At 62.2% G+C, this 24,637-nt stretch carries 17 protein-coding genes and 2 pseudogenes; 6 read left to right on the top strand and 13 right to left on the bottom strand.

All coding sequences use genetic code 11. The features are described from left to right. The 5 genes and pseudogenes from AC3WJM_RS16125 to AC3WJM_RS16145 form a co-directional block, all read right to left on the bottom strand. Window positions 1–1,099 (bottom strand): annotated as a pseudogene (locus AC3WJM_RS16125) (hypothetical protein); the annotation flags it as partial. Between the two features lie 182 nt (window positions 1,100–1,281). Further along, window positions 1,282–2,262, bottom strand: coding sequence for an acetylxylan esterase (locus AC3WJM_RS16130; protein ID WP_492272364.1), 981 nt, complete (start codon window positions 2,260–2,262; stop codon window positions 1,282–1,284). Window positions 2,263–2,429: 167 nt separating this feature from the next. After that, entirely contained in the window at window positions 2,430–3,719 is a 1,290-nt protein-coding gene (locus tag AC3WJM_RS16135; protein WP_492272365.1) for an extracellular solute-binding protein, read from the bottom strand. Window positions 3,720–3,868: 149 nt separating this feature from the next. Continuing rightward, entirely contained in the window at window positions 3,869–4,795 is a 927-nt protein-coding gene (locus AC3WJM_RS16140; protein ID WP_492272366.1) for a carbohydrate ABC transporter permease, read from the bottom strand. Beyond that, window positions 4,792–5,730: a carbohydrate ABC transporter permease gene (locus AC3WJM_RS16145; RefSeq protein ID WP_492272367.1), complete on the bottom strand. Its 939-nt coding sequence runs from the start codon at window positions 5,728–5,730 to the stop codon at window positions 4,792–4,794. The genes AC3WJM_RS16140 and AC3WJM_RS16145 overlap by 4 nt, the downstream gene beginning before the upstream one ends. Window positions 5,731–6,172: 442 nt before the next feature. Here AC3WJM_RS16145 and AC3WJM_RS16150 point away from each other — a divergent pair, with 442 nt between their 5' ends. Next, window positions 6,173–6,925 carry a FadR/GntR family transcriptional regulator gene (locus tag AC3WJM_RS16150; protein WP_492272368.1) on the top strand — a complete coding sequence of 251 codons (753 nt, stop codon included), beginning with the start codon at window positions 6,173–6,175 and terminating at the stop codon, window positions 6,923–6,925. A 1,038-nt stretch (window positions 6,926–7,963) separates the two neighbouring features. Here the strand turns inward: AC3WJM_RS16150 and AC3WJM_RS16155 are convergent. From AC3WJM_RS16155 to AC3WJM_RS16165, 3 genes and pseudogenes are all read right to left on the bottom strand, one after another. Beyond that, window positions 7,964–8,980: an MFS transporter gene (locus AC3WJM_RS16155; RefSeq protein ID WP_492272369.1), complete on the bottom strand. Its 1,017-nt coding sequence runs from the start codon at window positions 8,978–8,980 to the stop codon at window positions 7,964–7,966. A gap of 40 nt (window positions 8,981–9,020) precedes the next feature. Further along, window positions 9,021–9,173 (bottom strand): annotated as a pseudogene (locus AC3WJM_RS16160) (MFS transporter); the annotation flags it as partial. A 242-nt stretch (window positions 9,174–9,415) separates the two neighbouring features. Further along, window positions 9,416–10,843, bottom strand: a complete 1,428-nt coding sequence (locus tag AC3WJM_RS16165; protein WP_492272370.1) for an MFS transporter — start codon at window positions 10,841–10,843, stop codon at window positions 9,416–9,418. 435 nt (window positions 10,844–11,278) lie between these two features. Between AC3WJM_RS16165 and AC3WJM_RS16170 the strand changes: the two genes are divergently transcribed. Continuing rightward, entirely contained in the window at window positions 11,279–12,082 is an 804-nt protein-coding gene (locus AC3WJM_RS16170) for an IclR family transcriptional regulator (RefSeq protein ID WP_492272371.1), read from the top strand. A 222-nt stretch (window positions 12,083–12,304) separates the two neighbouring features. Here the strand turns inward: AC3WJM_RS16170 and AC3WJM_RS16175 are convergent, their stop codons facing one another. Genes AC3WJM_RS16175 through AC3WJM_RS16195 form a run of 5 tightly spaced genes read right to left on the bottom strand, consistent with a single transcriptional unit; the run spans window position 12,305 to window position 18,665 of the window. After that, on the bottom strand, window positions 12,305–12,979 hold the full coding sequence (locus tag AC3WJM_RS16175; RefSeq protein WP_492272372.1) for an SDR family NAD(P)-dependent oxidoreductase: 675 nt from the start codon (window positions 12,977–12,979) through the stop codon (window positions 12,305–12,307). 29 nt (window positions 12,980–13,008) lie between these two features. Then, a complete protein-coding gene (locus AC3WJM_RS16180) occupies window positions 13,009–14,016 on the bottom strand; it encodes a zinc-dependent alcohol dehydrogenase (protein ID WP_492272373.1) in 1,008 nt (335 codons plus the stop codon). Next, the gene (locus AC3WJM_RS16185; RefSeq protein WP_492272374.1) at window positions 14,013–14,873 is read right to left on the bottom strand and encodes a fumarylacetoacetate hydrolase family protein; all 861 of its coding nucleotides are present in this window, start codon (window positions 14,871–14,873) and stop codon (window positions 14,013–14,015) included. Before AC3WJM_RS16185 ends, AC3WJM_RS16180 begins: the two co-directional genes overlap by 4 nt. 40 nt (window positions 14,874–14,913) lie before the next feature. Further along, window positions 14,914–15,804, bottom strand: coding sequence for an SMP-30/gluconolactonase/LRE family protein (locus AC3WJM_RS16190; protein ID WP_492272375.1), 891 nt, complete (start codon window positions 15,802–15,804; stop codon window positions 14,914–14,916). A gap of 38 nt (window positions 15,805–15,842) precedes the next feature. Next, window positions 15,843–18,665, bottom strand: a complete 2,823-nt coding sequence (locus tag AC3WJM_RS16195; protein WP_492272376.1) for an FAD-binding and (Fe-S)-binding domain-containing protein — start codon at window positions 18,663–18,665, stop codon at window positions 15,843–15,845. A gap of 1,029 nt (window positions 18,666–19,694) precedes the next feature. On the opposite strand from AC3WJM_RS16195, the gene AC3WJM_RS16200 reads away from it, so the two are divergent. The 4 genes from AC3WJM_RS16200 to AC3WJM_RS16215 all read left to right on the top strand — a co-directional run bounded on the left by AC3WJM_RS16200 (window position 19,695) and on the right by AC3WJM_RS16215 (window position 24,411). Further along, complete coding sequence (locus AC3WJM_RS16200; RefSeq protein WP_492272377.1) at window positions 19,695–21,182, top strand: sugar ABC transporter ATP-binding protein; 1,488 nt, start codon at window positions 19,695–19,697, stop codon at window positions 21,180–21,182. Further along, window positions 21,182–22,246, top strand: coding sequence for an ABC transporter permease (locus AC3WJM_RS16205; RefSeq protein ID WP_492272378.1), 1,065 nt, complete (start codon window positions 21,182–21,184; stop codon window positions 22,244–22,246). The genes AC3WJM_RS16200 and AC3WJM_RS16205 overlap by 1 nt, the downstream gene beginning before the upstream one ends. Before the next feature lie 130 nt (window positions 22,247–22,376). Continuing rightward, on the top strand, window positions 22,377–23,507 hold the full coding sequence (locus AC3WJM_RS16210) for a sugar ABC transporter substrate-binding protein (protein WP_492272379.1): 1,131 nt from the start codon (window positions 22,377–22,379) through the stop codon (window positions 23,505–23,507). Between the two features lie 73 nt (window positions 23,508–23,580). After that, window positions 23,581–24,411 (top strand): serine hydrolase, encoded by an 831-nt coding sequence (locus tag AC3WJM_RS16215; RefSeq protein ID WP_492272395.1) that lies wholly within the window; start codon window positions 23,581–23,583, stop codon window positions 24,409–24,411. The last annotated feature ends 226 nt before the right edge of the window (window positions 24,412–24,637 follow it).

Here is a 24,637-nt window from a genome sequence, read left to right on the forward strand (position 1 = left end):
CGGCGTCCATGGTGAACAGCTCGGCTCCCAGTTCGGCCGCCAGATCGATCTCGGCGTAGAGCTGTTCCTCGGTGATCTGTCCGGGCACGGAGTCCCAGGTGTTGAGCTCGACGAGGTGCTGTGCGTCCTCCGGATGTGCGGGAGCAACGCTTGTTCGGATGTGCTGATGGAGGGCCTGCACCGCGGCGTCCAGATCGCCGAACAGGGCGCCGACATGGACCTTGGGTGTCGCAACGGACTCCCCGGGTTCCAAGACGCGAAGGGGAGCTGGACCTGCCAGTCCGACCTCGATGTAGGCGCGCGCATCACCTCGAGTTTTGTCCCATGACAGCTCGCGGCGCGCCGGTTCGAAGTCGTTGAACAGTTCGATCGACCAGTTCCCGGACCAGGCCAGATCGACGACCAGCAGCTCTCCGGTGGCCTCGTTGCGCAGGAAGCACATCGGCGCCCCCCATCCGGAATGACCTTGCATGCTCTCGAATCTCGACCCTCCGGCCTGTAGGGGCACCCAGTCGAACGAGCCCTCCGTTCCAAAACTCGAATCGGTCATTCTGCCGACGCTGAACGGTGCGCGCGGCAGTGACGTGAGTTCCACATCACCCCAAGCCCCGCTTTCCCCTGCGGTCCAGGCTAGACCGGACCAAGGCGCAACCCTTGCCAGAGCACAGGGGCGGTCTCCGTTGTTGGTGATGACCAGATGCCGGGTGAAGAAAGACGTACCGTCGCTGCTGGTGTGAACCTCCACCGTGACCGGCCGCTGCTGATGGCGGAGAGTGACGACGGTGTCCTCACCGTCGGTCCGGGACTCGACCCATTCCCACTGGTCGGCGAGCAGTTGCCCGTCGATCTCGAGAGTGAAGGCGTGCTGGCGGGTGCGAAGGGGACGGTCCGACATCGCCCCGCCATGCAGGTCCTCCCAGATCTTCAAGCGTGTCTTGGGCCGCCCCATCGCGGACAGGTGCGCGCCGAGGTACTGCCCGTTGATCAGCGCCTCCTGGTACACCAGCCGCTCGCTGTCGACCCGGAGCATCGGAAAGTCCGGCACTTCTGCTTCTGTGTACATCGGCGTGATACCGCTGTGCGTGATCTGCACGCTCATTGGACCCTCCAGGTCTCTCTTGTTTGATGTTCTGACAGAATTGGCGAACCCGCGCCGCCCGTGGCAGAGAGGGCGTGTAGTTGGGTGTGAAGAAACCTGCTCGACCGGTCGTGCGAGCAGCCCTGTGTGCATGAGCCAGCGGGCTGTGAGGACTCGCGGACGGTCCTTTGCGCGACTTGCTACTACTGCATTGCGGTCGCTTCTACGGTTGAGGCGAAGTTCACGTTCAGCGTTGAGTTGAAGTGATTGATGGCGAGCAAGTCATCCTCAACCCCGCTCACGTGGCCGTTGTACTCCCACACGCGGATTTCCTTGGCTCCCGCGTAACGATTGTAGGCAGCGAACACGGTTGACGGCGGGCAGACGAAGTCCATGAGGGCGGCGCTGAAGATTGCGGGGGCGGTGGCCCGGGAAACGAAGTTGAGTGAGTCGAAGTAACTGAGAGTTCGATGGGCTTGGTCGGTTTCGTCTCGATGTCTCGCCAAGTAGTCGACAACTTCGTGGTAAGGGTATGCGTCGGTGATATTGACCGCTCGTGGGAAGTCGCATAAAAAGGGCACAAACGCGGCGACGGCAGCGACATCTTCTCGCAATCCCGCTACGGCAAGAGCCAAGCCAGCTCCTTGGCTTGAGCCCTTGACCGCGACTCTGTCTGGATCGACGACATGGAGCTCTTTAGCAGCGGATACTGCTCGGACCGCGTCGACGATCAAACGACGGTAGTAGTATTCGCGTGGATCTCGGATGCCGCGGGTCATGACTCCCGGGACCGACGGTCCCGTTGGGCCGAGGTCTGAGGTGTCGCCGCCCTGGCCTCTGGTGTCCATCTGCAGGTGGGCGAAGCCCGAGGAGGCGAGCAGTAGATCCTCTGCTGGATTCCCTCTGCCGCCGCCGTAACCGACATACTGGACGACTGCAGGGAGTGAGCTGGGTGCTTGCGCCGGAATGCGCAACCACGCGTGAACCGGGGTTCCGCCGTATCCGCTGAAAGTGATATCAAACACTTCCACTGTACGGAGCGGAGAAGTGACTGGTCTTACTGACAGTTCCAAGGGATGCGCATTTTCGTGGAGCGTATTAGCCCAGAATTCATGAAAGTCTGCCGGCTCGTGCTGCGAACCCCGATACTGTCGTAGTTCGCTGAGGGGCATGTCTGCCAACATTGCTCTAGTCCTTTCCGAGGCCGCCTCGTGCGACCACTCTTGTACTGGTATAACCGGGATTTCGAGGGCCACATTTAAAGCATCCAAGGCGGACGAGGAGTCTTTGATTGGAGGCCTCGACGCCGTCGTGTCGTTCGTCCGCCTTATCGAAGGTGTCCGACCTTCCCTCACTTGAAGTCGTTGATCTGCTTCTTGAACCGCGCGTAGGTCTCGCCCATCGCCCTGTCTGCCTCGGCTGCGGCGTCCTGCACCGACAGCGAGCCGGAGATCGCCTTTTGGAACGTCGAGTAGAACGACTGCTCGACGTCCGAGTTCGGAAACTTGCCCAACGCCCGCATATCCGGAAGCGCCGGGATGGCCGCCTTCAGGTACTTGCCGTCGCCGTCAAAGTAGGCATCCTGGGCGAATCTCGGGCCAGGCGGCGGGGATGACGTCCCCTGGTACCAAGCCCGCAGGTTCTCGTCCTGGGCGCAGTACTGCAGGAACTTGGCGGCGGCGGCGACGTTCTTGCCTTGGCCTGTCGCGGCGAAGCCCCAGCCACCCTGAGACGCCGTGATCAGCTTGTTTCCTTGGATCGGCGGTCGCGTGACGAAGCCGAAGTGCTTGCTCGGAAACGATGCCTTGGCGTATGGCAGAAAGTCGGTGTAAGTCAAGGCCATCGCCGCTGAGCCGTCCGAGAGTGCTTGGGTAGCTTTCTCGGACGTCGGCGAGTCCACCTTGTGAGTCAGAACTGCATCGGCCAACAGTTGTAGGGATTTGATGCCCGCCGCACTTTCTACTGAGAATTTGCCAGTCGTCTCGTCGAAGAGCGCGGACCCTTGCTCGAACATCATGCCGGAGACGTTCAGGATTGCGTAGTAGTCCTGCACGTTCAGGCCGGACCTGATGATCCGCCCGCCGGCGTCCTTCTTGGTGAGCTTTCCGGCGATCTCCCAGACCTCGTCCCAGGATGCGAACCGATCCGGCACGTCCCATTTGATCTCTTTGGCCGCGTCGAGGTCGACCACCATGCCGATGCCCGCCGTATTGTTGCCCATGGGCACGCCCCAGGTCTTGCCGTTCGCGCTGAAGGCGTCGATCATGCTGGGATAGAAGGTGGACTCCAGCTGCTGCCGAGTGAATCCGTGGTCCTCCAGCGCGGCCAGTACTCCGGACTCGGCCATCAGCAGGTTCGTGGCCGCGTGCGTGGAGAAGATGTCCGGTGCCGTCTTCGAGATCAGCGCCTTCTGGATCTTGGTCGAGACGTCGGGGAAGGACTGCAGGTCGATGGTGACACCCGGATTCTGGGCGGTGAAGCCGGCGATGTACTTCTGGATCAGCGGCGTGTGCGGCGCGTAAGCGAAGCCCCACATGGTGAGGTGGCCCGTCACCGGTCCGTCGTTGATCTGGGATGACGAGTTGGTGTGAGGTCCCGGGGTGCATGCGTCGAGCAGCGCTCCCGCGCCGATAGTGCCCATCACCGCTCCTGTTCCTGTCAAGAATCGTCTGCGGTTGAAGCTCTTTGACAAAGCATTCTTGTTCGGCATTGTCAGTGGTTCCTTTCTGTTCGATGAGGTGTCCAGTTGTCGGGCGGTCCGGACGGAGACTGAGGAAATGCGTGGTCGGATTACAGCTTGCCGCCGGTCATCGCGATGCCCTGGGTGATGCGCCGCTGGACGACGGCGTACCCGATCAGGATGGGCAGGTTGGTCAATACGCTCGCGGCGATCTGCAGGTCGTAGCGCGGACCCTGTTCGGAGGCCAGAGTGGCGATCGTCAGCGGTAGATTGTTCAGTGCCTGGTCGCTGATCGCGGCCAGTGGCCAGATGAAAGAATCCCATATGGCCAGAAAGTGGAGCGCGCCTAGCACGACCATGCCGGGTCCGACCAGCGGCAGGATGATCGAAAAGAAGATCCGTGACTCTGACGCCCGGTCGAGTCGGGCGGCCTCGATCAGCTCGTCGGGGATCGCTTCGATGAACTGGCGCATCAGGAAGATGCCGAACGTGGTGATGATGGTCGGGACAATTACGCCTTGATACGTGTTAAGCCAGCCGACGCTGGACACGATCAAGTAGAGCGGTACGAGGACCGCACCGAACGGTATCATAGCGGTGGCTAGCAGCAGTCCGAAAAGCGTCTGCTTGAACCGGAACCGGTACTTCGCGAACACGTAGCCGGCGGCCGACGCGGCGAGCAACGCCGCGAGCGTGGAGATGCTCGCGTAGAACACCGTGTTGAGGAACGCCGGGCCGAAGTTGGTGGTGTTGAACAGCTCTCGATAGCTGTCCAGCGACCAGTGTTCGGGCCACAGCGTAGGGGGTATCGCGATGATCTCCAGCTGCGTCTTGAACGACATCATCACCGAGTACAGGAACGGCAGTAAGCAGGCGATTGCGACCAGTATGAGCACCGTGTGCCGGGCGATGGCCGCGACGGGCAACCGCTTGCGCGGCGGCAGCGGCTCATGCGCAAGTGGGGCGACCGCCCTCGTAAGGAGGCCATGGCTCTCGTTCGGTACCCGCCGCGCAATTTGACTTGTCTGCCTCGTCACGACGCACCGCCCTTGCTCGAGCGCAGGAACCGGAACTGGGCGATGGTCACGATCACGGTCACGAGGAACAGCACCACCGACGCGGCGCCGGCGTACCCAATATCGGTGCTGACGATACCGGTCTGGTAGATCAGGCCGGACAGCGTCAGGAGCGAGTCCTGGGGGCCGAAGGTGCCGGCCGAGATCGCATACGCCGATGAAAACACCTGTAGCGAGTGGATGGTCACCATCACCGTGACCATCAGCAGGACTGGGCGCATCAGCGGCAGGGTGATGAGCCAGAAGTACCGGATCGATCCGGCACCGTCCAGCGCGGCCGCCTCGCGGAACTCTTGCGGGATCTGCAACGCGCCGGCCAGCAGGATGATCGTGTAAAAGCCGAAACTTTTCCATACGTCCATCACCACCAACGACGCCAGCGCTTCGTTCGGGCTGTAGATGAACGTCTGCGAGGGAATGTTGAAGAACTGCAGGACTTGGTTGAACAGCCCGAAGTTCGGGTTATACAGGAACCGGAACAGAACGCTTGTGGCCAGCACCGACATCACGGTCGGCACATATAGCGCGAACATGTAGAACTGCCGGTGCCGGGTGCGTTCCAGTAGCACCGCCAGGAACATCGCCACGGGAATGATCAGTGCCAGGCTCAGCACGAGGTAAATTGCCGAGTTCGCGCAGGCGTGTATGAACCGTTGATCGGTGATCACGTCGATGTAATTGCCGAATCCGGTGAATGTCGAGACGCTCAGGTTGAACGAGTTGAACTGCCGGAAGCTCAACCACACGGTCTGGAAGATCGGTAACGCGAGGAAGATGCAGAACCAGATCAGCACCGGGGTCAGGACTGTCGATCCGAACCGGACCTGCGTCCAGGGAATCGCCCGTCGCCGTTTGGGTTGGCTCCCGAATCTGGGTATCTCTGTCTTGAGCGCCATTGCTCCTCCTTGTCTTGGATATCTGGGGGTCGGGAATCTCAACCCTGAGGACGAGACCGCGAAAGGTACCGGTCGCACCGGACCAGCCGTCAGGATCCCGGGAATCTCGGTGGCCTGGCCGGAGGGGCGGCGTCGTGTGTGGCCTGGAGATCTGTCCAGGATCCTTGACCCACCTCAGCCCCGCGCTTTTGCTTCGGTGGGCTCGTCTACGAAGTCGGCGGATCCTTCTATCTGCATGTACGCAAATATCCGGGGTTCCTGACTCGGCGAGCCTACACATTCCGTCTAGGTGCAGATTTGCGTGGTGATGGGCGGATTCCGTGGGAGGACCTGCTCAGCGCTGGCTGCACTATCAGTGTGATACTTACCACAGGGCCTGTCAATACTATTGTAGTATTTAATACCGATTGCTATGGTGGTCGAAAGACGGGAGGTGGCGGCATTGACCGATAGTCAGCTTGAACATCGACAACTGGCACAACGACAGGTGAACACGTCCTCCAACGGGCTCCGCGGGCTTCACGCGCAAACTGTGGACATGTTGGGCGAACGTATCGTCACCGGTGAGTACGCGCCCGGGACCGTGCTTTCAATGGACACATTGCGAGGCGAGTTGAACATCAGCCGGACCGTTTTACGGGAAGCGCTGCGCGTGCTGGCAGACAAAGGGCTGGTCGACTCGCGACCGAAGCGCGGTACCCAGGTGATGCCGCGTTCGTCTTGGAGCATGCTCGATCCGGATCTCCCGCGCTGGATGGGAGGAAACCCGGACCATCGCTTTCTCGACCACCTTGCCGAGGTTCGCGCGATGATGGAGCCCGCGGCCGCACGGTTGGCAGCAGAACGCCGTACCGACGAGGACCTTAAGGCGCTGCGGCGGGCACTGCAGGCGATGGAGCGCGCGGACGGCCGCGTCAATGAGGCCGTCGAGGCGGACCTCGCGTTCCATCGCGCGCTACACGATGCAGTGCATAACGACCTGTTCAGCGAGATCGACGCCGTTATCGAAGCGGGCCTGCGGATCCGCGACACTATGGTCCACGGGCATGGCAACGCGCCGGACCACTTACCGGTACACCGGGCGTGCCTAGACGCTGTCGAGGCACGCGACGGGCAGGGTGCGGAGAAAGCCATGCAGGCGCTGCTTGAGCGGGCCCGCGCCGACATCGAAAATGCCGGGGCAGGGGTGGCGTGAAAGCGACCGAACTGCACAGTGCGCTGGGCCCGGTCAGCTGCACGGTCCCACTCCGCTGACCTTCGACGGGTGCCCCGTCGCCGGCCACCAGAAGCTTACGCGGGGTCTGAACATCGGCGAGACGGCCGTCGAGGAGCACTCCTTGGCGCGGGCCGACCGGCCCGCGGTTGACAACTCTTTGGGCGCGCCTTGGGAACTATGGGCTTGCCTAGACAGCCACTTCACGTAAGGCACAGGAACACGTCGACTGTTGATTAGCCATCCACGCCAACGCCGCGTTTACGGTGCCCGACGTTCGTCATTACAACGCCACGCACACCTTGTCGGACGAGTAGACGTTTGTGGACTTAGGACGACTGTTCACCCTTCATAAGGGGCCTCCGCAAAGCCTCAGCCCGGTATCCGCAGTTCCGGGCCCCGAGGTCGAGCTGACCGTCGGAGACGAGCCACTCCAGGCTCTCCGCGATTGCCTGCAGAGAGGTGTAATCGGGGGGGCGTAATCGAACTCCAGCTTGGCCTTGTCGACGCTCATCAAGGGACTCCTGCTGATGTTGTCGCAGGATGCCATGCATTGACTGATCGGCAAGGCAAATTCCTCAGCGGCAGATAGCGGAGATCCGCTTTCTGGCAGGCAGCGGCTGTCATCGAGATCCCGCACCTGGTAAGAACCCTCTCGAGACCATTTGGAAGCTGTTCCCTGCCCGAGAGGCCACTGGGACGTTCAAATGGGCCACTTGAAAAGCCTGAGCGACGTCGTCAGGATGCACATAGTGAGCAGTCCCTGGGCCGAAATTTGCTAGTTCCCAAGTGGTGACCGACGAGAAGCACAGCAAGCCGATAACGACTTCTGCCCGCATGTCCGGGACGCTGCCGGCAAATGTACCCGCCGCGTCGCCTGCTTCGCGGTCATGGGGAATGCACTGGACGTCCTTCCGTGGGGCATAGCGCCTGGAGGGCACCGACGGGCCATGATTTCGATGGCGGCGCCAGAGGTACCTTGCAAATTAGACGGCGCGCCCGCCCTCGTTCGTTGTTGTTTCATTTGGCGGGTTGGGGCGCGGAGCCTTTCGGATGGCGAGCCGAGCGGTGTAAGCGGCGTAGGTGCATGGTGAGGCGGGCGGTGATCAGCAAGGTGGCGACTCCGGGTATCGCGCCGGCGAGCAGCATGCCGGTTTGGGGACCGAGGTACTGGTCGATGTTGCCAAGCAGTGGGCCGCCGATGGCGATTCCTCCGAGCCAGACGATTGTATAGATGCCCGCGATCCGTCCGCGGATGCTGCCGTGGGCGGCGAGCAGGACGGTGGAGTTGGCTGAGGTCTGTAGCAGCAGAGTGCCCGCGCCGATCCCCAGCAACAGCGCACAGAAGGTCAGTTGCGTCGGCGCGGCCGCGGAGATGATGTAGAGCACGCAGAGAATCGCTGCGAACAGCACCAGGGTGCGCAGCCGGGTACGGTGCAGGCGGGCGGAGATGAGCGCGCCGACCAGCGAGCCGGCCGCCACGATCGCGCTGAGGAACCCGTACCCGCTCGGGCCCGAGTCGAAGACCGACCTGGCGTAGACGGCCAGAGTCACCGGCAAGTTGCCGGTGAACATCCCGAAGAAGCCGATCAGGACCGTCGGCCAGAGCACATCCGGCCGGCTCAACGCAAACCGCAGGCCGGCGCGCATCTGCCCGTGCCCTGCCGGCGCTGGCGGGAACGCGTGTAACTCGTGGACACGGATACGGGTCACCGCGACAAGGGGCACCGTATAGACGACCGCGGCGATGAGGAACGAGCCGCCCGGGCCGATAGCCCCGATCAGGAGGCCCCCGATGGCAGGCCCGGCCAGTCCGGCGAGCTGGGCTATCGAGGAGTTGATGCTGATCGCGTTGCGCAGCTGGGCCGGTCCGACCAGCTCGGCCACGAACGCCTGCTGGGCTGGGTAACACAGAGCGGTCACAGTGCCGCACGCAGCTGTGATCAGCTGCACCTGCCATACCTGCACCACGTGCGAGAGGGCCAGGCCGGCCAGGAGGGCGGCCATCAAGGCCCACCCGCCATAGTTGAACAGCATGATCGATCTTGCGCTTTGGATAGCGGTCTGCGAGCACCCCGCCGGCCATACCCAGCGCTAGGGTCGGCGCGTACGCCAGCGCGGCCGTCAGGCCCACCTCGGCGGCACTGCCGGTGAGGCTGAGGACCAGCCAGCTCTGCGCGGTGATCTGCATCCACCAACCGGTGTTGGAGAGCAGGTAACTGGCCGCCATCAGGCGGAAGTTCCGAGAGCGCAGTGAGCTGAACGTGCTGCGGCGTCGCTCGGTTTGAAGTGCGGGTGGGCGAGTCCTGGCAGTCACGGGGGTTTCCACATCAATGTAGGGGATCAAGTCTGGTCAGGTGCGGTAAGTTGGCGCTGGCGTGCGGCAGTCGGCCCGAGCGCCCGAACCCATGGAGTGCGTCGGGATTCCATGGCGTTCGGCCCGGTAATCAATCGTTGTGTCCGTTGGCCGCTTCATCGCTCGGACTGACCCTTGAGTAACCCTTCGGCTGCTTCCTTGAGGTCCAGCTCTTCCTGGACTGCAGAAGCAAGGAAGCTGGCGTTCCCACGCGGGTGCATCTCTGAGTCATCCCGAGGCGTGGGCGCATCCTCGGAAGAGGCGGCCAGGGACTTGGCGGTTGAGCGGTGCGAGTGCCATAGGTGCATGGTGAGGCGGGCGGTGATCAGCAAGGTGGCGATTCCGGGTATCGCGCCGGCGAGCAGCATGCCGGCTTGTGGCCCGAGGTACTGGTCGATGTTGCCAACCAGCGGACCGCCGATGGCGATGCCTCCGGAGAAGGCGAGAAGGAAGATGCCCACGATCCGTCCGCGGATGTTGCCGTGGGCGGCGAGCTGGACGGTGGAGTTGGCTGAGGTCTGCAGCAGCATGGTGCATGCGCCGATGCAGAGCAGCGCCCCGCAGAAGATCAGCTGCGCAGGAATGGCCGCGGACAAAATGTAGAACGTGGAGAGCATCGCTGCGAACAGCACCAGGATGCGTAGCCGGGTGCGGTGTAGTCGGGCGGAGATGAGTGCACCGATCAGTGAGCCGACAGCCAGGGTCGAGGTGAGAAGCCCGTATCCTCCTGGGCCGGAGTCGAAGACGGACTTGGCGTAGACGGCCAGCGTCACCGAAATGTTGCCGGTGAACATCCCGAACAGGCCCATAAGCACTGTCGGCCAGAGCACATCTGGTCTGCTCACCGCATAGCTCAGCCCGGCGCGCATCTGCCCGCGCGCCGCCGGCACCGGCGGGAGTGTATGCAACTCGTTGGTGCGCACCCGGGTCACCGCAAGGATGGGCAGCGAATAGCAGACCGCGGCGACGAGGAGTGAGCCGCCTGGCCCCAATGCGCTGATCAATAGTCCGCCGGCGGCGGGACCGACCAGCAGGGCGATCTGGGTCGAGGAGGAATTGATGCTGACTGCGTTGCGCAGCTGGGCCGGACCGACCAGATCGGCCACGAATGCCACCTGGGCTGGCCAGCAGAGGGCATTGACGATGCCGAGCCCGGCTGCGATCAGCTGCACCTGCCAGACCTGCACCACGTGCGTGAGCGTGAGGGCGGTCAGGAGTGCAGTCAGGCAAGCCCACCCGACATAGCCAAAGAGCAGGATACGGCGCTTCGGGTAGCGGTCGGCGAGCACCCCGCCGGCCATACCCAACACCAGCGTCGGCATGAACAACAGCGCAGCCGTCAGCCCGACATCGGCGGCGCTGCCCGTGAGGCTGAGCACGAGCCAGTTCAGCGCGGTGTAGCCCATCCAATAGCCAGTGTTGGCGAGGAAGAAACCGGGGGCCATTATGCGGAAATTCCGAGAACGCAGCGAGCTGAACGTGCTACGGCGTTCGACGGTTGATCTGGGTTGGCGGGGACGTTTCGCTTTGGTCCGGGCAGTCATGGGGTCCACATCTTCGTTAGTCAGCCACGGTAGAGGAGGGTTTCCTGTCCGAACGTCATGGAAGCCTCCGCGGGCGCGTGTTGTGGAGGTGGTCTGTACATCCGGTAAGCGCGAGTGCGGCGATGGCGCTGATTGCCAGGGCTTTCAAACCCAATCGGCGTTTCATGCGGAATCCCTTGTCTCTGCTGTGAAAGCGGCGGACCTTCCGTCGTCTGGGGTGAAGGGAGTGAGGATCGCGCTCCCTTCGCGTGTGACACACCATACCATTAATGCCATATGACGATAAAGCGTTCCATATAATGAAAAAGACGCTAAGCTGGTGTGTATACAGCGAGGGGCTTCTCGACCCGCCCTTCCCTGTCTGAACTACAATTTCCCAATGTTGGCGGCCGGGACACGGGTCCTTCCTGCCGGACGGATATAAAGGTGATGACGTTGGCAAACAAGATGGACATCCGCAGCGACAGTGACGCCGAGCAGGACATGGATCGCCTCGTGGGCGCAGACCGCGTCCTGGCGGTGCTGATTGAGCTGGCTGAGCACCCGACGGGTATTGCGCTCGATGACTTGTCCCATCGGTTGAAAAGTTCGAAGTCGACGGTGCATCGTGCACTGACGTCGCTACGTCGCGCCCGGCTTGCCGCGCAGGTCAGCCGCGGGGTTTACGTCGTCGGAGATGAGCTCTTCCGTCTTGCTTTCCAGAACTACTCTGCCCGCCCGGATGGTGCGCTGATCAAGCCGGTTCTTGAGCGGCTCGCGGATCATTATGGAGAGACCGTCCACTACGCCGTCCTTGACGGCGCGGAAGTGGTTTATCGAGCGAAGGTCGATCCGCCCCGCGGAGCGGTAAGGCTGACATCGGTCGTCGGTGGCCGCAACCCCGCCTACCGGACCGCGGTCGGAAAACTTCTCTTGAGCCGTTCCGTATCGAGCGAGGCTGATCTTCGCGCTCTGTTCGGACGCGGTCCGCTCGAACGGCGAACCCCCAACACCATCGTCACCATCCCGGACCTCTGGAACGAGTTACGAAGGACCCGTGAGCGGGGATATGCCGTAGATGACCAGGAGAACGAGGAAGGCGTGAACTGCGTCGCGGTGCCAGCCGGGGTCGACGGCAGCCTGGCAGCCCAGGGCGCCGTGAGCGTGAGCGGGCTAGCATTCCGAACTCCGCTGGAGACCTTGGTCGCGGAAGTCCCGAACATCACCAGCATGATCGCTGCCCCGGTGACAGCGGACTGATACCGTCCGGGTTCCTGGTCGTTCCTTGCAGAAGCCAGGACGGTTCACGTCAAATGGACGGCCTGAACTCCGATGCGTCCCAACCAGACGACAAGGTCTAGGGTCTCAGTCCCGCGCTCAGGACAGACGTGCCATTGACAGGCATCAGCTGCCCACACGGAGCAACACCACGAGACGAGGTGCTAAATTAGACCTTTTCGCTGCTGTGCCCAAAAGACGACGCTAGTAGGTGGCTCGGCCCCCGCTGATGTCGTAGATCGCCCCCGTCGAGAAGGTCACCTTCTCGGAGGTCAGCCATGCGATAAGTTCCGCGACCTCTTCCGGCCTTCCGATCCGCTTCATCGGGATCAGATCAGTAATGTGCGCGAGGACGTCAGGAGCAGTGTCGTCATTCATTGGGGTGGCGAAGACCGCGGGCGCGATGGCGTTAACAAGTATCCCGGTGGTCGCGAGCTCTTTGCCGGCAGACTTGGTGAGCGCGATCACGGCAGCTTTCGATGCCGAGTAGATCGAGAGTTTGGGGTTCCCATCCTTTCCGGCCATGCTGGCGATGTTGACGATCCGCCCCCATCCGCGACGCGTCATCCCGGGAATGACAGCTCGCATCATTGCGACAGTACCGAGGACATTGACATCGAACACCTTTCGCCATTGCTCCGGTGTGGTGGTCTCCAGTGGGGTATTCGGGCCGACGATGCCCGCGGAGTTGACGAGGATATCAATGTCTCCGAGTGAGGCGACAACGGTGCTGACCGCGTAGTCGTCGGTGATATCCAGAAATAGGTCACAGTCTCCGGCGATGTCGATGGTGACGACGTCGATGCCGTCGCTTTTCAGCCGGGCGGCGGTTGCGGCGCCCAGGCCGCTGGCTCCGCCGGTCACAAGTGCACGAGTCATAATGTACTCCTCTTGGTGGGTTGCATAGTTCAGATGGTGACGTGGATCTTAGGTCCGAGACCGGCTGTCGGAGGCCGGTGACCGGCGAGCACCTCCGGGAGTTCCTCGAGCATGACGGTGGCCGCAACTAAAGGGCTCGGGTCGACGGCGCCGCGGGCATACGAGGAAATGGTGTCTTCGAATACCGGGGAGCCGCTCAGGAGGCCAACGGCGGCAACGTCGGCGAGGACGAGGTCGCGGGCGTCGATCATGCTAGGTGTCCCGGAAATGCCGATGAGCACGACACGTTTGCCGGGCTCGACCAGTTGGATCGCTTTTGCCGGCAGATGCGGCGCGTTAGAGGCGTCAATGATGGCGTCCCACTGCAGGGAGGGAAGATGGGCTTCCTGCCAGACGTCATCGAAGCCGATGCTGCGTGCGAACTCGAGGGTTTTCGTGGTTCGTCCCATGAGGTGAACCTCGGCGCCGCGAGCCCGGGAGAACATCGCGCAGAGCAGCCCTATGGTGCCGGCCCCGAATATGAGAACGCGCTCCCCGGGTTTTGGGTCGGCGGCCGCGACGGATCGGAAGCTGTTGCCGCCTGGTTCAACTATTGCCCCGGCCGCGTCGGTAACGGTGTCAGGCAGTGCGTGCAAAGCGGTTGCAGGAACCGCGACCTGTTCGGCAAGCGCCCCGGGACGGCCGCCGCGCACACCGAGCTCATAGCGGAACTCGCAGACATGTTGATAGCCGGTGCGGCAGCGATGGCAGCCCCCGCAGCCCAATGACGTATCTCCTGTGACCCGTGTTCCGACCCATTTCGGGTCTACGCCTTCGCCGAGGGCGCTGACAACGCCCATCCATTCGTGTCCGATGCGAAGCGGGTACTGTGCATGACCGGTGTGCAGGTACTGCATTTCTCCGGTAAACAGTTCGATGTCAGTTCCGCAGATACCGGCTCGCCCGACATCGACCACGACCTCGCCAGGAGCGGCTACCGGAGCTTCGAGGTCTTGCACCTCTGCCTGGTTCGGACCTGTGATGACGAGGGCTCTCATCGCGGGCCAATCACGGTCTGACGCTGGGTGCCGATTTTATCGATGCCGAGCTGCATCACATCTCCAGGCTTGAGCCACACTGGCGGGTTGAGGCCGAGCCCAACACCGGGCGGTGTTCCGGTGTTGATGAGGTCTCCTGGTTCGAGAACCATGAACTGGCTGATGTAATGGACGATGAAGTAGGGGTCGAAGATCATGGTCGCGGTGGACCCTGTCTGCCTTCGGACGCCATTTACGTCCAGCCACATGCCAAGGGCAAGGACATCATCGATCTCGTCGGGCGTCACAAGCCACGGTCCGGCTGGATTGAACGTCTCCGCGGACTTTCCCTTCAACCACTGACCACTGCGCTCCATCTGAAACGCGCGTTCACTAACGTCGTTGACGAGGACATATCCTGCGATTGACCCATGGGCATCGGCCGGGGTATCGAGATAGCTGGTGCGTTCGCCGATGACGATACCGAGCTCCACTTCCCAGTCTGTCTTCGTCGCACCCCGGGGGACGCGCACGTCGTCGTTGGGTCCGACGAGGGTGTTGGGTGACTTCGTGAACAGGATTGGTTCTTCGGGGACTGCCTGCCCGCTTTCGGCCGCGTGGTCGGCATAGTTAAGCCCCACGCAGATGATCTGATGCGGCCGTGCAATCGGCGCGCCGATCCTCTGATCGCCTACCGGGAGGTACCGCCCCAGCGCAAGCCGCGCATCAACGAGGGGGCGGATCCGGTTGATCCCGTCGGAGCCGAAGAACGACTCATCGAAGTCGTCGACGACGTCCGACAGGTCGACGTAATGATCGGGGTCGACCAACGCAGCAGGTTTCTCGGCGCCCGTAGCGCCGATCCGGAGAAGTTTCATGGTGTCCTTTCGGTCAAGTTCGATAGATGTATCGGCCGGGTCAGTGGGTGCCGGCCCAGAGTGTGGGGGGCGGTCCTTGTACCCCGGGTTTGATGGTGAACAAGCGCCCCGATAGCGGGCATTCGGAGAGCTGGTCTTCGGTGAGGCCCTCGGTTGCCGTGGTGATGACCAGGATGTCAAGGTCATTACCGGCGAACGCGACCGACGACGGGTGCGGCGCGGGAAGTTCGATCCGTCCGGCGAGGGCACCTTCGGGAGAGTAACGGTGCACCGCCCCTGTGCCCCACACCGCGACCCAGAGGTAGTCCTCCGCGTCGATGCAGATCCCATCGGGGTATCCGTCGGTCAGCCCGACGAAAACAATGCGCGGCCCTGCGGCACCAGTGCGCGGGTCATAAGAGCGAACATAGATGAGCCTCTTGTTGGTGTCGACGCTGAACATCCGCGTGCCATCAACGGACCATGCCAGCCCGTTGGACAGGGCAAGGTCGTCATCGATCGTGTTGACTGAGCCGTCGGACTCCACACGCATGAGGGTTTCGGTGTTTGAATCTCCGGTCATGCTGAGGCTTCCGACCACGAACCGGCCGGCGGGGTCGGGTTTGCCGTCGTTGAGGCGCCGCCCGTTCCCCGCGGGGAACAGCCGCTGCGCGGGTTGGATGACACCGTCGACGTCGCGGGTGTAGAGCCGGTCCCGACCGGCGACGAGCAGCTCGCCGGTCGCAGCAATGGCGACGGCGCCGGCCAGGTCGGGGAAAGTGGCGACTTCCTCGATCTGAAGCTCGTCGCCCCGGGTGAAATTCGCGCGGATTACGGTGCTGTCCAGAATATCGACCCACAGCAACTGCCTGCGGACCGGATCCCAGATGGGGCCTTCGGCGAGCCGGTAGGTGGTCTTTGTCGCCAGCCGCGGTGTGTGGTATTCATGCACGGCGGGTGTCTCCTTTCGTCAGGGGAAGTCGGCCAATATCAGTCAACGCAGGTAACGTCGTCGAGCACCTGGAGGATGTGTCGGTACGGATGCCCGGTGGCTCTCGTCATCCCGATTTCGCACGTCCTGTTCAGCGAGGCGTGTACTTCGGAGGCCGCTTCGATGGCCTCCGCGGCCTCGGCCGACGTGGCGGATGATGTGAGTTCGGGATGCAGCATGCCGCGGTCACCCGCGAAGGCACAGCACCCCCAGCTTTCGGGGGTGACCACTCGTTCCGCGGCTGCGGCCGCGACCCGCTGCAGGGCGGGGTTTATCCCCAGATGGGTGGACGAGCAGGTCGGGTGTAGGGTCACGGACTCGACGCGAGTACCGGGAGTGAGCTTGGGAAGGATGTGCTCGTCGACGAACGCGACCGCGTCAACGACGCGGATTCCATTCTCACCGGCCGCCTCAAGGAGAACCTGGAGTCCTTCCGTGCACGATGATGCGTCGCACACGACAGGCAGGCGACCTCCTCCGGTCGCCTGCCCCAGAGACCGGGCGACTTTCGCCTTCATTACCGCATACCCGTCGGTCAGGCCCTTGGATTTCCAAGGTGTGCCGCAGCATAGCGAGGGAATGTCATCGGGGGTGATCAGGGAAATACCGGCGCGTGCGCATAGCCGCAGGAACGATTCGGAAACGCCATCGTCACCGACCGGGCCGAACATGGTCGTGGTGCAACTGGAGAAGTACACCGCGACCGGGTCCGGTTCGGTGACTTTCCTGCGCCGCGTGCCGCCGCCGGGCAGGTCCGCGGTGTACAAAGGGACAGTATCGGAACCGAGGACGCCGCGGCCGATCGTCGTCGCCAGAGCCGGGAGCACGTGAGGAACGGCATCTGCAGCACTGAGCGCGACAGCGCCGGCCGCGCTCACAGCGTCCCAGTGGTTCGCCGCTGCCTTCCATCCCGCCTGCATCACCGCTTGTTGGTTCTCTGCACGCAACCGCCGGACCAGGTCTCCGGTGTTGATCAGCACCGGACAGGCTGTTTGGCACATCCCATCAACCGCGCACGTTTGCACGCCGTCGTAGTCGTATTCGCGCTTGAGCGTGCGGACCAACTGTGACTCTCCGCGCTCGCTCGCCTGCTGGATCTCCCGGCGCAGCACTATCCGTTCCCGGGGCGTGAAGGTGAGGTCACGGCTCGGGCACACAGGTTCGCAGTAGCCACATTCCACGCAACGATCGACTTCCTCCTCGACGATGGGCGCCGTCTTGAGGTTCCGGGTATGCGCGCGCGGGTCGTCGGTGAGCAAAACACCTGGATTGAGCAGCAGGTCAGGGTCGATGAGGCGCTTGATCTCCCACATGACGTCGTAGAGCTCATCGCCGTACTGCCGGCGGACGTACGGGGCCATGATCCGACCGGTGCCGTGCTCGGCTTTCAGGGTTCCCCCTTGCACGAGGACAAGATCCACTAGCTCCTCGGTGAAGGACTCATAACGGGCCAGAAGTTCCGGTCGATCGAACTGCTCGTTGATGAGGAAGTGGATGTTGCCGTCCTTGGCATGCCCGAAGATGACACTGCCGTCGTATCCATGCTTCTCGAACAGCGAGGTAAGAAGGGTGCAGGTCTCGGCCAGTCGCGCGACCGGGACGGCGACGTCTTCGAGCAAGGCCGTGGTCCCTGGCGGCCGGGCACCGGCGACCGCCGTGAACAGCCCCTTGCGGATGTGCCAAAGCTGCCCGCGGACGACCGGGTCGCTCGTAAGGGCGCTGGCTTTGATTATGGGGAGGCTTGCGAGCAGTTCCTCGGCGCCGCGGATCCGGTCGCTGAGTGCATCCGCGGAGCCCTCCCGAAACTCCACCAACAGCGCTGCCTGCCGCTCAACGACGAGTTCGCGCAGCTCCGCGGTCGCCTCCGGGTCGCGTTGTGCAACACGGAGACTGGCCGCGTCCATCAGCTCGATCGTTGCGAAACCTGCCTCGACCAGCGCAGGAAGGGCCTCCGTCGCATCGAGGAGGTTGGGAAACACGAGCAGCCCGGTGGCGAGGTGCGGCTTGATCGGCAAAGTGCGGAACGTTGCTTCCGCGACGAACGCCAGGGTGCCTTCGCTGCCGACCACGAGATGTTCGAGGATGTCGACAGGATCGTTGTGATCGAGAAACGAGTTCAGCCCGTAGCCCATCGTGTTCTTGATTGCATGAAGCGTGAGGAGCCTTGCCACCGACTCCGGGTTGCCGCGGATACGGTCCCGGAGCCGCGCGAGCCCTTCATGCACCTGGGGCTCGCGCGTGCGGAGGATCTCGGCCGCGTCGGGCGCACCGGTGTCCACAACAGTGCCGCTAGGGAGGACGAGTATGGCGGACTCGAGAGTCCGGTAGGTATTCGCGTGGGTGCCACACGACATACCGCTGGAGTTGTTCGCCACAACGCCACCGATTGTGCAGGCAATCTCGCTGGCGGGGTCGGGTCCGAGCTTTCGCCCGTGCCGTGCCAGCCGCGTATTCACGGCGCGAACGGTTGCGCCCGGTTGACAGCGAACGCGCTCACCGGCGTCGAGAACAGTTACGGCCCGGAAATACCTGCGTGTGTCCACGAGCACGCCGTCTGTACCGGCTTGCCCGGACAGACTGGTCCCACCTGAACGGAACGTGACCGGCACGCGCTGGCCGCGGCTCACGGCAAGAACAGCCGCGACCTCGAGCGCGTCCTTCGCCACGGCCACCGCCTGGGGGGTCAGCACGTAGTGTGACGCGTCGTGCGCACCGGCGATCCTGTCTGAAGCCCGAGTCCCTACATGCGCACATGCCCGCCCGAGCGCAGCGATCAGGTCAGGTTTCGGCTCGGGCAGACGGGGAATCGCCGTCTTGGTCATGATGCCCTCTCATCGTCGCGAAGCCGCCCCGGCATCACGCCGACCGTGATAGCGGCGCGGTGTCTGGGAGAGACCACCGTGCTGCACCGCGCCATAACGTACAGCCCAGAACCCACGCTTTACCAACTTTCGGAATTTGGATCTGATAAATGGAATATGGAACTATGTATAGCATAGCCGCGGCATGTACGTCCGCCCAGACCCTGCGCAGCGGCGAAAAGCACATCGGACCTGGCGAGCGATCAGTTTTGGCCGGGACTGGTCGAGTGTTCGCAGATGTCCATCGTCGGGGAGGTTCGCTGTTCTGGGCGCTGCCTTGGAAGCACCGACAGGACAATTTCGTGGCCGAGCGCAACAACGCGACACGGCCCTGGGGGCAGAATTCTGCTCAAGTCGACGGTCCTTTGATACCCGGTACTCCTCAACTTTGACGGTGAACTTTGAGGGGCTAATCGCCGTCGCGGCTCTCGTTCTCCCAGTCGGTTCAGGGCGTTTATGGATAAAGATGCTTCCATCGCCCCCCTGCGGGGAGGAACACAATTGGAATTCTCCCCATTCGCCCGCCGAAGTGCCGCGAAATTAGTGGTCGTAGCAGGATTGGCGACGACGTTCCATTAAGCGTGTCGGGCCTGGATGTCGTGTCGCGGGTAAGGCGGCTCTTGAGCACCTTCCAGGTTCAGGGCCACGCGCAAGGTGGAAGCGATGTGCAACGGCAGGCCCGGCCTGACGTGGTCCGTGGCGAAGAGGCAGCGGAAATCGTGCGGCGGCGTGACACATTCCAACAGCGTCGGCGGACGACTGTCTGCCAGCGACGCCGGACTCTGTGCGGACAAGTGACCTTCGCTGGAGTGCCAGGATCTGTAAGTTCACCTTATATTTACCGGTAAATAATTGTCGCTTTTCCTGAAACGTTCGCCAAACTACTCTGGAACAAATGAGATACAAATCACGTCACATGAACTCTTGTTCATCGGATTTCAAGACAGAATCCACCCCTGAGAAAGGAGGAGGCGCGTGACGGGACCACTCTTGACCGTTGACGGTGTAACCAAGCGATACGGTCGCCATTCGGTCTTGGAGGGTGTGAGCTTCACCCTTGAGGCAGGGGAGACGGCAGCCCTGCTGGGAGAGAACGGTGCGGGGAAATCGACCTTGGCGAAGATCCTTGCCGGGGCCATCAAACCGGACCAGGGCACAATCTCGATGGGTGGCGAAGATGTCCGATTTAGTTCACCGCGTGACGCTTTGACGCGAGGGATGGCGTTCATCCCGCAGGAACTTGTCTATGTATCAGATCTTACGGTTGCGGAGAACATAGTTCTCGGGCGGTGGCCTCGACGTGGCGGGATGACTTCCCAAACGTGGATCCGTCACAAGGCCGAAGCCGAAGCCCGCCGTTATGGCTTTGAGCTACCCCTCGGCTCGCAGATGTCTGCTTTGAGCCTGGCGCAACAGCAGATGGTCGAAATCCTCAAGGCCGTCGCACGTGAGTCTCGAATCATTCTGCTGGACGAACCCACAGCAGCACTCAACAGTGAGGATAGCGAGCGGCTGCTCAAGCTCCTGGGCCGGCTTGCACAGGAGAACGTGGGCGTCATTTATATCTCCCATAGACTCGACGAGGTATTTCGGACCTGCAAGACGGTTCATGTGCTCCGCAATGGCAAACTCGTGCATTCGTCTGCGGCCTCCGAGACCACCCCGCCCCGGATAATCGAGCAGATGCTGGGTCGGAAGGCTGACGAGGCTAGTGTCCCCAAAGGCTCTTTAGGCGCGACGCGCCCCGTTCTTGAACTGCGCGGCTGGAACCGCACCTCGGCGCCGAAATTGCAGGATGTATCGCTCAACGTCCATGAAGGCGAAATCGTAGGGCTTTACGGAGTCCAGGGAGCCGGTGCGGAGACCATCGCAGAGACGCTGGGTGGGCTCCACCCGGATGTAACCGGCGACACGGTGGTGAATGATCGAGCGTGCAAGCCTCCCCGTAACCCGCTGAGCGCCCGCCGGGCGGGCATCGGTTACGTGCCCGCTGAGCGCAAGACCCAGGGGCTGGTGCTCACGTTGCCGATCCAACAGTCCCTGTCGCTCCTGATCATGCGCCGCCTTAGCCGCTTCGGGATCATCTCGCGGAGACAAGAGAATGCAACGGCACGCCGCCTCGCCGAAGAAGTGAAGCTGCGGGCGCAGGGGCTGAGCCAGGCGGTCGGTGAGCTCTCCGGAGGTAACCAGCAAAAGGTTCTGGTCGGAAGCCGCCTCGCGGCCGGGTCAAAGGTTCTGGTACTTCAAGAGCCAAGCCGCGGTGTCGACGTTGGAGCACGTCTGGAGATCCACCGCCTCGTTCGACGAATGGCGGAGCAAGGCACCGGCACGTTGCTTGTCACTTCAGACATCGAAGAGGCTGTGCTCCTCAGCGATCGACTTCTGATCCTGCATAACGGAGCAATCGTCCATCAGATAGATAGTCCAACTTTGAACTCTCAGCAAGAAGCGCTGCGCGCAGCAGGAGGCCTCCACTAATGGCAACGCCCACTCAAGCATCGACAAACAAGGTGCCGTCCAAAAAAACAAATACCGAGTCACTGAAGACACCAGAATTCCACGGAACGGGCCCGCGCGAGCAGACGCCAGGCCGTTGGGCGTTTCGCCTCAACGAACTGGCCGCCCGCGGCGTGATGCTGGCAGGATTCCTGGCCGCACTCGTTCTCTATTTCTCTACGCAAAGCTCCTCATTCCTGACCGGCGGCAACGTGCTGACAATCGTCAGTAGCGCCAGCGTGATCGGCATAGTCTCCCTGGGCCAGGTTCTCACCGTTATCTCCGGCGGCTTCGACCTGTCAGTAAGCGGGACAGTCCCCCTGGGCGCCGTGGTTTTCGCTGTTCTCGTCAACAGCGGCTGGAGCGTACCGGCGGCTGTGAGTGCGAGCCTGACCGTTGGCGCGGTTTGCGGCTTCGTCAACGGCCTCATCATCACCAAGGCGAAGATCAACCCTCTCATCGCCACACTCGCCACTATGTCGGTGACCGGTGGACTGGCACTCGCGATCGCGAACGGCCTGCAGATTCCGCTAAACGATCCGGACACCGGGATTCTTGCTGAGCAGTCGCTTTTCGGAGTCAACAACTACGTTTGGATCCTTTTAGGACTCAGCGCCGCCCTTTTCGTGATTCTGCGCTACACGGTCTTCGGCCGATACCTTTACGCTGTCGGCGGGAACAGGGAAGCTGCCAGGCTTGCCGGGATCAGGGTCGACGGCGTCACGGTCACCGTTTACGTCCTTTCAGGGGCACTAGCGTGCCTCGCCGGCGCGGTTCTTGCCAGCCAGCTCCTGAGTGGTTCCGGTACCGCCGGCACCGATTCAGGATTGCAGTCAATCGCCGCGGTCATTCTTGGCGGCGCCGCATTATCCGGAGGCGTTGGCGGGGTTCCGGGAACCCTGATCGGCGTGCTCATTCTCGGCACACTCTCCAACGGGATGGCCATCATGAGCGTGCCGTCCTTTTACCAGACAATCGCCACCGGAGTCGTCCTGCTCCTGGCGGTCGGCATGAGTCAGCTGCGGACATTCAAGCGCAGACGCTAGCAACCAAGTCAGTAGTAAAAAGCCCGACTGTTCCTAGCCGTTTGACCCAAACCACCGGCGAACCCTCAGGCGCAGTCACCAATCGCGCGCACAGCGCAGTCACTAGCCATTGTCGAAAGGAAATACTGTAATGCGACGGTCAATGAGGATCCTTGCACTGACGTGCACGTCGGCCCTGTTCCTGCCCCTGGTTGCTTGTGGAACAAGCAGCCAGGCCAGCAGCGGCGACACCAACAAGAAGTTCAGAGTCGATTTCGCCAATTACCTGGAGTCGTCGACACTCTTCCGCAATATTCACACGAACCTCGATACCAGCATCAAAGATCACAGCGTCCCCGTCGACGTCAAGTGGTTCGACAACAACGGTGACCCTGCGACCATGCTGCGGAATGCGCAACTGATGGTCAACGACAAGCCGGACGCCATCGTCATCTACCCTGTGTCCAGTGCGACCGACAGCATCAGCGCGATCATCGAGCGCAGTAAGATCCCCTGTGTCTCTCTCAACCTGGACACCAAATCGTGCGACTTCCTCAATATCAACAATGGAGCGCTCGGCGATGACACCGCCAATATCGTCGGACAGATCGCCAAACAGCGAGGCTGGAACGCCTCCAACACCACAGTCCTCATCGGCCAGGCCGCGTCCGCGGGAGAGCAAGTTAACGACTGCGTACGCCACTTTTACTCGGCCATCGCACCCGTTCTCGGACTCCAGCAGGTCGATCCGACGACGATCACCCCTACGACCACCAAGATCGGCGACAATGGCCTGCAATTCGACGGCAAGGGGAGTCTGCAGACTTCGTTCGACGTGGTCAAGAACCTGCTGCCCAGCATCCCGCAGGGCCACCACATCATTCTCTACACGGTCAACAACGACTCCACCAAAGGCGCCCTCCGGGCTATTGAAGAAGCCGGACGCGGTGCCGAAAGCAACCTGCTGATCGGTGGCCTGGGCGGTGATGAAGCCGGTATCAGCGCGCTCCGCACCGATCCACGGTGGGTCGCGGAAGGTAACATCTTCGGCTCGAAATGGGGAATGTACGCGGTCGCAATGGCCCAGGCGCTGGCAAAGGGTGACAAGCCCCCGGCCCAGGTCACGGCGCTTCCTCAGGTGGTTCTCGACAAGAAGTCCGTCGACGAGTACATCACGGCCGGAAGCACTGAACCGAAGCTGTTGCCGCCCCTTGACTCAAGCAACCAGTACCTGCGTGACGGCGGGCTGAGCAAGCTGCTCGGCAACATCAAGGGAGAGTGAGCCGTTGAGCGATCCTCACCTGACGGGCCTGTCCGACTCACTCGCCCGCCTTGCCAGCAGCCACAGTGGCGATTTGGGTGTAGCCGCGCGCAACCTTCAAACCGACGAGCTCGTCACGTTTCGCGCCGACGATGTGTTTCCCACCGCCAGCGTGATAAAGCTGCCGATTCTTGTAGAACTGGAGAGACAGGTCCACGCAGGCCAGTTATCGCTCGACGCCCGAGTTGAGCTGCGGGATTGTGACAAAAGAGGCGGTTCGGGGATTCTTAAGACCCTTGATCCGGGTCTGCGACCTACCCTCCAAGACCTAGCCACACTGATGACCGTTCTCAGCGACAACACGGCAACGAACCTCGTCCTCGAAGCAGTAGGTGGGGTCGCCGCGGTGAATGAAGCGATGGAACAGCTCGGCCTGGGTTCCATTCGCCTGCACAATCCTGTTGATGTCGAGCTCGTCGGCTACGATATTCGGCGATTCGCTGAATCCACGGCCCGGCAAATGTGCGATTTGGCGCACGGCATAGCGAACAGGACCGTCTTCGGTGCCGACGTATCCGAGGCAGTCGAACGTGTCCTTGCGGGGCAGTTGTACTCCGACCAAGTACCGCGGTACATGCAGATCTCTCCCTTCGCTGTCGATCTCGGGATAGTTCCCCCTCTCACGGTGGCAAACAAGACCGGGTTCTCTGCCGGCACGAGGGTCGACACCGGAATCGTGCGATTTCGCGGCGGCGGCGGGTTCAGCTACGCCATGTTCAACCATGAGTCGAAGGACCGGACCTTCCTTCCGGAAGCCGAGGGCAACGTTCTTGCCGGCCTCGTTGGCAAGATTCTCCTCGAGTACTGGTGGCCGGCGGGCCGGGATGCCGCTCCCGTGGTTTCCACCGCCTACGACCAAGCCTAACCACATGCGCGGAAGGGGAAATAGGAAACGATGTGAACCATCGGGTTCCTCCCCGTCCTAAGGGCCTCGTCGACGTTGCCTACAGCCGCAACGCCGGCGAGGCCCGCACCGCGTACAGGTCGGCGCCATCGCCCACCCCACGCGGCCAACCTCCTGGTCCGGGTGGAGCCCGGCGCCTGCGTACCAACTCTTCCGCCCAAGGCCACGGTCCTAACCGCCGAAACCA

The sequence above is a fragment of the Arthrobacter sp. FW306-1B-G06A genome, from assembly GCF_058781765.1.

Bases quoted from the DNA above. Each gene is read 5' to 3' on its own strand.
- AC3WJM_RS16165 (WP_492272370.1), bottom strand. From the start codon at position 10,843: ATGACTGCCCGGACCAAAGCGAAACGTCCCCGCCAACCCAGATCAACC.
- AC3WJM_RS16130 (WP_492272364.1), bottom strand. From the start codon at position 2,262: ATGTTGGCAGACATGCCCCTCAGCGAACTACGACAGTATCGGGGTTCG.
- AC3WJM_RS16195 (WP_492272376.1), bottom strand. From the start codon at position 18,665: ATGACCAAGACGGCGATTCCCCGTCTGCCCGAGCCGAAACCTGACCTG.
- AC3WJM_RS16145 (WP_492272367.1), bottom strand. From the start codon at position 5,730: ATGGCGCTCAAGACAGAGATACCCAGATTCGGGAGCCAACCCAAACGG.
- AC3WJM_RS16185 (WP_492272374.1), bottom strand. From the start codon at position 14,873: ATGAAACTTCTCCGGATCGGCGCTACGGGCGCCGAGAAACCTGCTGCG.
- AC3WJM_RS16175 (WP_492272372.1), bottom strand. From the start codon at position 12,979: ATGACTCGTGCACTTGTGACCGGCGGAGCCAGCGGCCTGGGCGCCGCA.
- AC3WJM_RS16135 (WP_492272365.1), bottom strand. From the start codon at position 3,719: ATGGGCACTATCGGCGCGGGAGCGCTGCTCGACGCATGCACCCCGGGA.
- AC3WJM_RS16180 (WP_492272373.1), bottom strand. From the start codon at position 14,016: ATGAGAGCCCTCGTCATCACAGGTCCGAACCAGGCAGAGGTGCAAGAC.
- AC3WJM_RS16210 (WP_492272379.1), top strand. From the start codon at position 22,377: ATGCGACGGTCAATGAGGATCCTTGCACTGACGTGCACGTCGGCCCTG.
- AC3WJM_RS16205 (WP_492272378.1), top strand. From the start codon at position 21,182: ATGGCAACGCCCACTCAAGCATCGACAAACAAGGTGCCGTCCAAAAAA.
- AC3WJM_RS16155 (WP_492272369.1), bottom strand. From the start codon at position 8,980: ATGCTGTTCAACTATGGCGGGTGGGCCTTGATGGCCGCCCTCCTGGCC.